Source organism: Paenibacillus violae (genome assembly GCF_032461945.1).
GTDB lineage: Bacteria > Bacillota > Bacilli > Paenibacillales > NBRC-103111 > Paenibacillus_E > Paenibacillus_E violae.
In genome coordinates, this window is sequence record NZ_JAWCUD010000001.1 from 106587 (window position 1) to 119375 (window position 12789).

Genomic DNA, 12789 nt, shown 5'->3' on the forward strand with positions numbered 1-12789 from the left:
GACAATGGCAATTAACATACCTAAAGGTGTTTGGCCCACGATGGTAACACCTTTCACAGATACAGGCAAAGTGAACTATGCCGCATTGGAGCAGCTGATTGAATGGTACATTGACCAAGGCGTGCATGGCCTTTTTGCGGTGTGCCAATCCAGCGAGATGTTTTATTTGACTCTGGAGGAGAGAGTGAGCCTTGCTCAATTCGTCACGAGCCAAGCTGCCGGTAGGGTTTCGGTCATCGCATCGGGGCATATCTCCGAGCAGTTCGAGGGGCAGGTTGAGGAATTGCAGAGGATCGCGGAGACCGGAGTTCAGGCCGTTGTGCTAGTCAGCAACCGTCTGGCTGCTGCGGATGAATCTGACGAGATCTGGTTTGAGCGAGTTCTACAGCTGATTGATCGAGTCCCGCATGTGCCGATGGGCATTTATGAATGTCCGTATCCGTACAAAAGACTGTTAAGCCCGCAGCTGCTCAAACAATGTGCAGATACGGGGCGATTCGCGTTTCTTAAGGACACCAGCTGCGATGTGCAGCAAATTGCCGCAAAACTTGAAGCGGTGAAAGGCAGCTCACTTCAACTTTTTAATGCCAATTCCGCAACGCTGCTTGCTTCCCTACGATTGGGTGCCTCTGGCTTCAGTGGCGTTATGGCAAATTTTCATCCTGATCTTTATGTGCGATTAACCGAACAGTGGGACTCGGAGCCGGCCATCGCGGAGATGCTGCAGTCGTTCGTTGGAGCCGCATCGCTGATTGAGCTGCAGATGTATCCTGTTAATGCCAAGTATCATCTGAGCAAAAGGGGACTTCCGGTTTCCTTGCATTGCCGTTCTAAGGATGCAGGCGCTTTTCGAGAAAATCATAAGCTTGAAGTGGAGCAGCTGGATGCCGTGTATCGGATGCTAAAGAGGCAGCTTATTTAACTGATTTTAATAAGGAGGTAAGGTTGTGCCGTTTAAAAAGAAAGATCGCATTGTGTTTATCGGGGATAGCATTACGGATAAAGGGCGTAAAAAAGATCCACTGAAGCTGGGGTCGGGTTATGTACGAATGATTCATGATTACCTGACAGCAGTTTATCCGCAGCTTAGTCTGAAAATTATTAATGAAGGTGTTTCCGGCAATCGCGTCATCGATTTGGAGAAAAGGTGGACGCTCGATGTGATCGATCATCAACCTCAGTGGGTATCCATTTCCATCGGGATTAATGATGTGTGGCGCCAATTGGACTCGCCGATGGGCGAACAGGTATATCCGGACAAATTCGAAGACGTCTACCGCAACTTGCTGGATCAAACGAAGCAAATCCCGGATTGCCGATTGATCCTCATGCAGCCTACGGTCATCAAGGAGTACCCGGATGCCACGGGCAACCGGTTGCTGAAGCCGTATGTGGACATCGTGAATCGGCTGGCTGAGCAGTATGATGCACTCCTGGTTCCGACGCATCTTGCTTTTATTGATTTTCTTAAGCTGGAAACGGGCCAGGATTTGACAACGGACGGTGTGCATATGAACTCGCTCGGGGATACGCTGATGGCAACGACGTGGTTGAAGGCTGTTGAGGGTCGTTGAAGGGAGCTGAGCCCTAAGGAGAGGGAACTGGAGTCCTCTATTTGGTCAAAACCGAGGTTTTTTCAATCTTAGGGGAACTACAAGGTCTTATTTGCCTTTCATAGACCACTTTTTGTGTGAAATCACCAAAATAGCGAACTGTAGTTCCCCTCGCCTCCTGAAACAGCACTTTTTCAAGGAAATAGCGGTCTGTAGTTCCTTAATAGCCATGCAAAAGAGTACTTGCTCGCTTCGCGTCACCTATATATGTGATGAATTCAGCCTATAATGGACCGCTTGCTTTCTTGTAAACTGATCATGAGCTCAAATTCCTGCAGCTGGGAAGTATCGCTGATCAGGCGTTCACCGTGGATGGTGGCAGGTCGGTTTCGGAGACTTTCCAATCTTATTACGGAAGTACAAGGGGGTAAATGCAATGACATACGAAATAGAACCAACAACCGGTGACAGTGGATGGTTCACACACGATAGGTTCGGATTGTTTATTCATTGGGGGCTATATTCGCTAGCTGCCAGGCATGAATGGCTGCAATCCAGAGAGAGATTAAGCGGAGAGAAATACCGCAATAAATATTTCAATAAGTTTGATCCGGATTTGTACGATCCAGACTTGTGGGCGCAGCTTTCTTACGATGCCGGCATGAAATACGCCGTGGTTACAACCAAACATCACGAAGGGTTCTGCTTATGGGACAGCAAGCTGACTGATTATAAAGCGCCCAACACCCCGGCGGGCCGAGATTTGATCAGACCTATGACGGAGGCTTTCCGTGAGCGTGGCATGAAGGTAGGCTTTTACCATTCCCTGATCGATTGGCATCACCCGCATTACACGATCGACACGAAGCACCCATTACGGTTGGATGAAGAGGCTATCGCTGAAAGTGCGAAAAAGGATTTTGCACAATATCGTGACTATTTATTTGGACAAACGAAGGAATTGTTAACCGAATATGGCGATGTGGATCTGATGTTTTACGATTTTTCCTTCCCGGAGGAGAACGGATTACCAGGCAAAGGCAAGGAAGATTGGAACAGCAGAGAGCTGATCAAACTTATTCGCGAGCTGCAGCCGAACATTTTATTGAACGATCGCCTGCAAATCGGTGGGGATATTACGACACCTGAGCAGTATTTGCCGACCAAATGGGTGCAGATCGACGGTAAACGTGTTGTTTGGGAGACGCCGCATACGTTCAGTGGTTCCTGGGGCTATCATCGGGATGAGGAGTCATGGAAAAGCGTCGATATGTTGGTCAAAATGCTGATTGATGTGGTCAGCAAAGGAGGCAATTTGCTCCTGAATGTAGGACCGACCGGTCGAGGTGAGTTTGATGAGCGTTCTATCGATCGTTTAAAAGGTATCGGCAACTGGATGAGACGTCACAGCCGTTCAATTTATGGCTGCACACAGGCGCCGGAAACCATAGCGTGTCCGCAGGATTGCCGACTGACCTACAACCCTGAGATCAATCGCTTATATGTACATGTGTATAGTTGGCCGTTTAAAAGCATTCACTTGCATGGCTTAGCCGGGCAAGTCGAGTACGCTCAGCTGCTGAACGATGCATCCGAGATCCGTTTCAAGCAAGGCATTGTCCACAGCGGAATCGACAACGGAGCGTATAAAGAGGGCAGAGATGAGAAGACGCTGGTCTTGTCACTTCCGGTGAAAAAGCCTGATGTAGCGGTGCCGGTCATTGAATTGTTTTTGAAAGGAGGGGCCTAAACGACAATGGAAACGACTACGAAAGCCGTTACGCTTGGTTATGAACGTAACGCTGCCCCGCGTGTGGAATACGGTATTCAACGACTAAGAGAAGCGCTTCAAAATTGCGGTTATACCGTGCTTGAAGCAGAAGCGCCATGGACGTTGGAAAACTACCGATCCGTGCAGGGGATGAAAATTTACATCGGGAATCGCCAAGAATCGGAATTTGTGCAGCAGCTGGAAGCGCGAGACGTTTTGTTATATCACACGGAAGCTCCGGAGGGAGAAGGTTTTTATCTGGCATCTTGCCCAGGGGGCATAACGGTTATTTCCGGGGGAAGCGATTCAGGCGTTCTGTATGGCTGCTTGGAACTGGCAAGCCGAATCGGTGAGGCTCAAAAGCTGCCAAGTGACATCGCGTATGGGGATAAACCGCGTTTCTCATTGCGGGGACCGGCAATCGGATTGCAAAAAACGACCGTAGAACCCCCGCGTCAGACGTATGAGTACCCGATAACGACAGATCGGTTTCCTTGGTTTTACGACCGGTCGTTATGGCAGGATTTCCTCCATATGATGGTTGAGCAGCGATGCAACGTCGTTTACTTGTGGTCCGGACATCCGTTTTCTTCGCTTGTGCAGCTGGAAGACTATCCTGAAGCACTGGAAGTGACGGAAGAAGAGTTGGCTTATAATCGGGAGACGTTCCGCTGGATTACCGAAGAAGCGGACCGCCGAGGCATATGGGTCGTCTTAAAGTTCTACAATATCCATATTCCGCTGCCTTTTGCGCAGAAACATGACTTGAAGCTTCATCAACCGAAGCCGCTGCCTATAACGAGTGATTACTACAAGAAATCGATCGCTGCATTCGTTCAATCTTTTCCCAATGCCGGGCTAATGGTATGCCTAGGCGAAGCGCTGCAGGGTCAAATTTATGGCGTGGAATGGTTTAACGAGACGATTCTTGCAGGTTTGCTGGAAGGCCTGAAACATTCGAACGTGAAGGAAAAACCTCCGATCATTCTGCGTTCCCATGCCATTGAACCGCAAAAAGTCATTGAGGCTGCGCTGCCGTTGTATCCGAATTTGTACACGGAAGCCAAATACAACGGGGAATCGTTGACTACGTATACACCCCGGGGCAGATGGCAAGAAACGCACAACCGGCTAGGTTCCTTGCAGACGATTCACATTGTCAATGTTCATATCCTGGCGAATTTGGAGCCTTTTCGATACGGAGCTCCGTCGTTTATTCAAAAATGCATGCAGGCGGCCAAGTATCGCTTGAAAGCAAACGGGCTGCATCTGTATCCGCTATTTTTCTGGGATTGGCCGTATGCGCCGGATAAGGCAGAGAAGCGACTGCGTCAGTTGGAGCGCGATTGGATCTGGTTTGCGGCTTGGTTCCGGTATGCATGGAATCCCGATCGTGATCCCCAGGCGGAGCGGAACTACTGGATAGCTACGCTTGGGAAACGTTTCGGCAGCCTGGAGGCAGGTAAAGCGATTTTGGATGCTTATGAAGCCTCAGGAGAATGCGCGCCGAAATTGCTGCGCAGATTCGGCATTACAGAAGGCAATCGCCAAACGATGAGCCTTGGGATGACGATGAGTCAGCTCACCAATCCAGAGAGGCATATGCCTTGGCCGGATCTGTGGGAATCCCAGTCGCCGCAAGGAGAACGGTTAGACGAATTTGTCGTTAAAGAACTGAGTGGTGAATCTCACATTGGTGAGACTCCGACGGATATCATTACCGATGCGCAGAGACATGCGGAGGAAGCGCTGCTGGCGATCCAGCAAGCTAGCCATTTCGTCACTCGCAACAGGGAAGAATATGAAAGACTGGCGAGTGATATGGCTGCAATCCGTCATATGGTGCAGGCCTATGTGCATAAGGTCAAGGCTGCGATCCTGATTTTAACCTATAAGCATTCGGTCAAAGGAGAGTATTTTAACCAGGTCGAATTGCTGGAAGCGGCAGCGGTAGAATTGGCACAAGGTTTGGACAGCTACCGCGAACTGACAACGCTTACAGAGAAAACCTATTTGTTTGCTAACTCCATGCAGACTCCGCAGCGTAAGGTGCCGATTCGAGGAGGACTTGATTACAGGCATTGGAGCGCATGTTTACCTCTATATGAAGCGGAACTGGAGGCTTTCCGTCTCCATGTGCAGGAGTTGAAGTCGGGCGTGCTGCCCGAAGCGCTAAAAAATCTAAAAGCGCCAATTGTTCGCTACGCAGAAGCACCGTTCAACTTATTGTCTGAACATGCGGAATTGTATCGCGTAGAAAAAGGGGTAGAGGTTTTCACAGACGGGGATATTCACGTTGTTGGGTGTGCGGAGGAGCTGAATGGGCTTACGGGTGTTCGTTTTAGTCAAAGGCAGGTAGGCCTTCAGGGCCTAGCGATTGATATTGAACTTCATCAACCTTCGAAAGTGCTGGTAGGTTATTTTAACTCAAAAGATGATCAGTGGCTGCAAGTCCCAAGCTTGGAAGAAAACACACACGCCGATGATAGAGGCGGCTATGCGCCGATCTTGCGCAAAGGGCTGCGCTTATATGCATATCCTTCAGTCAATATCCACGCTTTCCAATATGAAGCAGGGCGGCATACGCTTGACTTCGGTAAAGGCGCTTTTCTGATCTTGGGTGTAATTCCTATCGATCAGGATATACGTCCACGTGATGTTGAACATAAAAACGACGGGATCGATACGTTGGATTGGTTGTACGAATAGACGAACAGGTGGGGGAGATCAAGTGTCAGACAAAAGTACGGCATTATGGTACGCGCAGCCAGCGAAATCTTGGTTCCAAGCACTCCCCGTAGGGAACGGCCGTTTCGGCGGCATGATGTATGGCGGTACGGATCGGGAACGCATACAGATGAACGAGGACACGTTATGGTCCGGGGAACCCAAAGAGACCGTGAACAGGGAAGCGGCCGAATATTTGGACGTCGTGCGTGAAATGATCTTTGCAGGCAAGTATGCCGAGGCAGAGGCATTGATCGAACGGCACATGGAAGGGCCGGAGATCGAATCCTACGTGCCGCTTGGCGATTTGGATCTGATTATGGAAGAGGCCGGCGAAGTTTCGAATTACCGAAGGGAATTGAATTTGGCGGAAGGCATCGCCCGTGTGCAGTATTCGCAGAATAACGCTGTTCATTCCAGAGAGTTGTTCGTCTCTGCGGTTGACCAGGTCATGGCCATTCGCTTACATAGTGAGCGCAACATCAGCGTTAGCGCCGTATTGAGCAGTCCTTTGCAATATGAGGTCAAAAAAGTGACATGGAATCAATTGATTCTTACCGGACGCAGCCCGGTGCGAATTCTACCTAATACGGTGAAGTCCTCGGACCCTGTGCACTATGAGGAAGGAAAAGGGATCGGTTTTAACATTCGATTGACCGTAATAATAGACAAGGGCAGGTTGGAAGTTAGTGGTGGACGGATACGTGTAAGTGGTACCGGGACGGTTACTTTCCTGCTGACCGCTGAAACCAGCTTCCAAGGCTATGATAAGGACCCTGCGCTATCAGACAAACCGTCGTTACAGCTAGGGGAAGCGAGATTGGCAAAAGCGGCATCGCTCGGGTACGAGCAGTTGAAGGAGCGGCATATCAATGATCATGCCGCACGCTTTTGCAAAGTTTCGCTTGACCTAGGAGGTCAGGAAAGAAATAACCTGCCGACGGATGTCCGCATAGAAGCTATCAAAAACGGTGTGGAAGATCCCGGACTTGCCGCTTTATTTTTTCAATATGGCAGATACCTGCTGTTGTCCAGCTCGAGAATCGGTACACAGCCGGCTAATCTGCAAGGCATCTGGAATGACAGCATTCGCCCGCCATGGTGCAGCAGTTGGACGACGAACATCAACGTAGAAATGAATTATTGGCCTGCGGAAGTGGGGAATCTTGCGGAATGCCACTTGCCATTGTTCGACTTGATTGAGGACCTGCAGCATACAGGCCGGAAAGCAGCTGATGTCCACTACCGCTGCGAGGGCTGGACGGCCCATCACAATATTGATCTATGGCGAACAGCGACTCCCGTTGGAGGATCGCCAAGCTGGGCATTTTGGCCGTTGGCCGGAGCCTGGTTATGTCAGCATATCTGGGAACATTACGCTTACAGTCAGGATGAAATGTTTCTCAAGCGGGCTTATCCGGTGATGAAAGAAGCGGCACGATTTGGTTTGGATTGGTTAGTTGAGGCGAAAGATGGCAGCCTGGTTACATGCCCGTCGACGTCCCCGGAAAACTTTTTTATTGCACCCGATGGCCAAAAAAGCAGTGTGACGCAAGGCGTGACGATGGATATCGCGCTCCTCAGAAATTTATTTGACCATTGTTTGGAAGCGAGCGGCATTTTATCGGATAAGGATCATGCGTTTATAGGCCGATTGGAGCATGCGTTATTGCGGATGCCTCCCTATCGGATAGGCAAATATGGCCAGCTCCAAGAATGGAACGAGGATTTTGAAGAGTTTGAGCCGGGGCATCGTCATGTCGCCCATTTGGTCTCGCTGCATCCTCTGGATCAGATTACTTTACATCAGGAACCCGAGCTTGCCGCTGCCTGCAAAGTCACTCTTGAGAGACGCTTGAATCATGGCGGAGCTCATACGGGGTGGAGCTGCGCATGGATGATCAATCTATGGGCGCGGCTTGGAGAGTCGGAGCATGCGCAGCGCTTTGTGAATGAACTGCTCGCCGGGCTGCATCCGAACATGATGAATGCACACCGGCATCCGAAGGTGAAACAAGATATTTTCCAAATTGACGGAAATTTGGGGGGCGTTTCGGGAATTGCCGAAATGCTGCTGCAGAGCCATGGTAATAACGTCCAATTTCTTCCTTCTCTACCACAGAAATGGATGAAAGGTTGTGTGAAAGGGTTACGAGCACGCGGAGGGTTTGAAGTCGATATCACATGGGAGAACGGCAAGCTGCTGCGAGCAAGAATTCTCTCAACAGCCGGGAAGTCCTTCCTGCTGCGCACGGCGGAACCGGTATGCGTCATGCAAAACGGGTATGAAATCCGGATCGAGGACATTGAACCGAATGTCATCGTGTTTGGAACCAAAAAGGGACAGAGCTACGAAATTGTCCCAAGGAGTGATAGGAGATGAGTGAGATTCATCAAGTGAAGGAGTTTATTTTTGAAGACGACAGACCTTTTCTAAGCTGTCACGCCTCTACGCTTGAACGGCTGCCGGGTGGGGATATCCTCGTTGCGTGGTTCGGCGGCACCAAAGAGAAAGCCGGCGACGTCGCGATATGGACATCACGTCGAGTGAACGGCCGCTGGACACCACCCGTCAAAGTCGCTGACGAAGAGGACGTTCCGCATTGGAATCCCGTCCTGTTTCGCAGGGCGGACGGCGTCCTGTTCCTGTATTACAAAATCGGCACCTCCATTGCCGAATGGGTAACGATGGTTATGCGCTCGTCGGATGACGGAACCACTTGGTCGACACCTGTCCCTTTAGTTGAAGGGGACAAAGGGGGCCGAGGGCCGGTTAAGAATAAGCCCATTGTGCTGCATGACGGCACGCTTGTCGCACCGGCGTCGATCGAACCGGCTTGGGATACGTTCGTTGATCTGTCCTATGACGGCGGTGAGACATGGATCCGCAGCGAAACGGTGCCTTTCGACCGCACCGCCATACTGGGAAAAGGGATCATTCAGCCTACGATATGGGAGTCTGAACCAGGAAAGGTGCACATGCTTACGCGCAGCACGGAAGGAGCAATCTATCGCAGTGATTCGGTAGACGGAGGGAAAACTTGGTGCCAAGCCTATGCAACGCAGCTTCCGAACAATAATAGCGGCATTGATTTGGTCAAGTTGGACAATGGCCATCTGGCGCTTGTTTATAATCCGACTCGCCCGGAACCCGGGAAGATCAAGGGGCCACGAACACCGCTTGTTCTGCGCTTCTCTAAGGATAACGGTCTTACTTGGGAGAATGAGCTCTTGTTGGATGAAGGAGATAAACAATACTCGTATCCGGCCATCATTGCTAACGGACTAGAACTGTTTATCACATATACATGGAAAAGGGAACGGATAGCCTTCCAAAAAATTATTTTGGATATGAGCAGGAATGACCTATATTCTGGGAATAATTACACTACTATTCTACTATGAGTTTGTTATATATTTAATAAGGTTAAAATTGGAAGAATTTTAACTTTGATAGGGGAGGATTCATTCTGACTGCTTATCAAGTGAACGAACAACTGCATGCAGGAAGGAAAACGCTTCGCACGCACCCCGGCGCTCTGCTGCTGGGTTCGACAGGAGCGAGGCTGTGGGCCGATTATTTGGAACCTGTGCCCGGCTTTTGCGGTAGATTCGATTTTATACATAAAGTTAACATTCCCATGCTGTATAGCGTAGAGAATAGTTTGATCAGCAGTTTTGAGCCATGCCGAACAGAGTGGTATCCCAGCTATTTGCTCATGGCGTTTGAGGATCACCGTCTGTCTTTGGTAGAAAAAAAGTTTATTTCATGGAATGACTGCGCCGTTTCTTGCCAGACCTGGACGAACCACAGCAGCGAAGAGCTCGTGCTGAAATTATCCACGTACGGTGATGCGTTCCAGATGCGCAGTGGCCATGTTTTGCAAGGCGAATATCAGATTCCGCATTATAGTTTCGATGTAGCTGGGGCTATAGCTGTAAGCGATCCGGCGCTGTATGAAGAAGTACGCTTGCAGCCTGGACAGTCAGGTACGTACATCATCGCAGCATCGTTTGGCATATCGGGGCAAGATGACACCCCTTTGCTCCAAGCTCGGGCGACGGCTTATACGGATGGTGGATGGACAGCCGATCAAATCATTGAAAAGCAAAACGAGGAATATCAGGAGTGGTTTGACAATGCCCCTGTGTTTACAAGCAGTGATCCGTTGCTTAACAAAACTTGGATCTATCGCTGGTTCCTGCTTCGGCATAATTTGTCTGATCCCCAATACGGCAATTTAGCTTACCCCTTGTTCTATGAGGGAAGATCCCATAAGAAAAGCAAAGAACCTTTCAGTAAAGGCGGCTGGGAATTCAGTAAACTCATTAACTTGTCCGTACCGCTTCATCTAATGGATGCCAGATGGCATCATGAAGGACGATATAGCGAAGGTCCGCTGCGCAATATGGCGGAGTCACCGGGGGAAGGCGGGCAATTCAGCTGTCTTACTGTCGATACCGTCATGCATGCATTCGCTAACTTTACTTGTTGGGCTGCCTACCAGCTATATTTGATACACCGCAATCGGGATATGGTCGTCGAGATGCTGCCTGCTTTTAAAAGCCAAATCTCAGAAGCCATTCGCGTTAACGGGAGCGGGAACGATCATTTAATGATTGAATATAAGCATACGCGAACGGGAAAAGAATATCAGCCGAGTTATTGGTATTTTCATAATTACCCTAAGAATCCGAAGGATAAAGAAACATATACGCACCTGAAAAGAGTGGATCGCACCGTCTATCACTATTTGAACACGCTTGCAGTAGCGAATATGTGCGAAATCGCCGGCGATTCGGAAGCAACGATGTACCACCAGATGGCAGACGGGATTAAGCAAGATATCCTTGAAAAGATGTGGGACGAAGAGACGGCGTTTTTCTACGATCTCCATTATCAAACGGACCAAAAAGCGTTCGTGAAAAATATAGTCGGCTTCTATCCGGCTTGGGCGCAAATCATTGATGATTCCTATAAGGGAATGATCGGGCATCTAATGAACGAACGCGAATTTAATTCGAAGTGCCCGTTTCCTTCTGTCTCGATGGATTGCCCGGCTTACTCCAAAGATGGCGGATGGATGGGTCATTTTGTAAAAGGGCGGAACGGATGCGTGTGGGATGGTCCTACCTGGCCATATACGAATTCAATCGCACTCGACGCACTCGCGAAAGAGAGCAAGCGCAGCGGATATCAATACGATTCCTTCTTCGGCCACTCACTGCGAGAGTATGCGTTTCTGCATTTTATGAAAAGAGATCTTAATCAACCCGGTCTTGTTGAGCATTACAACAGCGCCACAGGTGAACCGTTAAGTGACGAGCAGGAATATAATCATTCGTTTTTTATTGATCTGATGATCACGCATGTAGCAGGTTTCACGGTAGAAGCGGATCGAATCATTTTGGATCCACTCGATATCGGTTTAGACTTCTTTGCTCTGGATCGTGTGAAAGTGGCTGGAACGGAGTATCGCATTACATACAAGAAACCGAACGTGCTTTCAACTGTTTCTGATCTTGAGGAAGGCTATCGATTATATGTGGATGGCAAGCTAGTATTCTCCAACCAAACATTGGGTCGAATTGAGATTCCTTTAGAGGAGTTAGAGACTAAGAAGGGGGCAATCCTATCATGAGTAGATTTAACGGTGCTGTTCTGGAAGGTGGAACAGATTCAACGATTCAAGAAGCTTACCTGCCGGTTTTCCACGAAAATGATAATCATGCGGCAAATTTGCTGGAACTGGACAACGGAGATTTATTGTGCGTTTGGTTTTCCGGCAGCGGGGAAGGGAACCCGGATACGAACATCGTCATGTCGCGATTAGCGGCAGGTTCTAAGATTTGGTCGACTCCGGTTAAACTCTCTGATGACCTTGAGCGGTCTGAGCAAAATCCGGTTCTGTTTCAAGCACCGAACGGGAACCTCTGGTTATTCCATACATCGAATGAGCCTCACAATCAGAAAACATCAAGGATCGTTTACAGAATCTCAGAGGACCGTGGGGAAACATGGCGTGCTGCAGAGATTCTCTCGGATGGATTGGGGATTTTCTTAAGGCACCCTCCACTTGCTCTGAAGAACGGGGACTGGCTGTTACCGGCTTATTATTGCCGGCTTGAGGGTCATTATAGTGTAGTTTTAATAAGCTCTGATGAGGGCGCGACATGGACGGAATATGAGGTGCCCGGCAGCATTCATCGAGTGCAAATGAACGTTGTAGAGCTAGATGAAGGCAAGCTTTATGCCATGTTTCGCAGTCGCCAAGCCGATCGGATTTATACAAGCGTTTCACAGGACTACGGAAGAAGCTGGTCTGTTCCAGTGAAAAGCGAACTGCCGAATAATAATTCCTCCACGCAGCTCGTTAAGCTGTCTAATGGTCAATTGGCAGTAATCTTCAACAATTCAACGATGGAACGAGATCAGTTCCGTTGGGTTCAGCGCAAAGGGGAGTTTCGTAAGAAACCGCTCCGGACACCGCTTACGCTTGCTGTTTCGGAGGACGAAGGCCGCACTTGGCCATATGTCAGAAACGTGCAGATGGCCGATCTGGAATATAAAGATTCGGAAGTCGGGTATTCCTACCCTTCCATTATTCATACTCGCGATAATCACATTCACCTTGCTTTCTCTTATCTGCGTAAAGGAATTAAACATATCCGTATGACGTTAGATTGGGTCAAAGAGGGACAATAACCACGTTGTCAAGACGGAGCTGGGAGCACCTT

Annotated in this window: 8 protein-coding genes; all 8 read left to right on the top strand. The window is 49.2% G+C overall.

Annotated elements, in window-relative coordinates; all coding sequences use genetic code 11:
* Window positions 1–4 precede the first annotated feature (4 nt).
* The 8 genes from RQP52_RS00455 to RQP52_RS00490 all read left to right on the top strand — a co-directional run bounded on the left by RQP52_RS00455 (window position 5) and on the right by RQP52_RS00490 (window position 12757).
* Complete coding sequence (locus RQP52_RS00455; protein ID WP_315948747.1) at window positions 5–922, top strand: dihydrodipicolinate synthase family protein; 918 nt, start codon at window positions 5–7, stop codon at window positions 920–922.
* Window positions 923–947: 25 nt separating this feature from the next.
* Window positions 948–1574 carry an SGNH/GDSL hydrolase family protein gene (locus RQP52_RS00460; protein ID WP_315948748.1) on the top strand — a complete coding sequence of 209 codons (627 nt, stop codon included), beginning with the start codon at window positions 948–950 and terminating at the stop codon, window positions 1572–1574.
* A 415-nt stretch (window positions 1575–1989) separates the two neighbouring features.
* Window positions 1990–3303, top strand: coding sequence for an alpha-L-fucosidase (locus RQP52_RS00465; protein ID WP_315948749.1), 1314 nt, complete (start codon window positions 1990–1992; stop codon window positions 3301–3303).
* Window positions 3304–3309: 6 nt separating this feature from the next.
* Complete coding sequence (locus tag RQP52_RS00470) at window positions 3310–6033, top strand: beta-N-acetylhexosaminidase family protein (protein ID WP_315948750.1); 2724 nt, start codon at window positions 3310–3312, stop codon at window positions 6031–6033.
* 22 nt (window positions 6034–6055) lie between these two features.
* On the top strand, window positions 6056–8434 hold the full coding sequence (locus RQP52_RS00475; protein WP_315948752.1) for a glycoside hydrolase family 95 protein: 2379 nt from the start codon (window positions 6056–6058) through the stop codon (window positions 8432–8434).
* Complete coding sequence (locus RQP52_RS00480; protein ID WP_315948753.1) at window positions 8431–9456, top strand: sialidase family protein; 1026 nt, start codon at window positions 8431–8433, stop codon at window positions 9454–9456. Before RQP52_RS00475 ends, RQP52_RS00480 begins: the two co-directional genes overlap by 4 nt.
* Window positions 9457–9536: 80 nt before the next feature.
* Complete coding sequence (locus tag RQP52_RS00485) at window positions 9537–11693, top strand: MGH1-like glycoside hydrolase domain-containing protein (RefSeq protein ID WP_315948755.1); 2157 nt, start codon at window positions 9537–9539, stop codon at window positions 11691–11693.
* Complete coding sequence (locus RQP52_RS00490) at window positions 11690–12757, top strand: sialidase family protein (protein WP_315948757.1); 1068 nt, start codon at window positions 11690–11692, stop codon at window positions 12755–12757. Before RQP52_RS00485 ends, RQP52_RS00490 begins: the two co-directional genes overlap by 4 nt.
* Window positions 12758–12789: the final 32 nt, after the last annotated feature.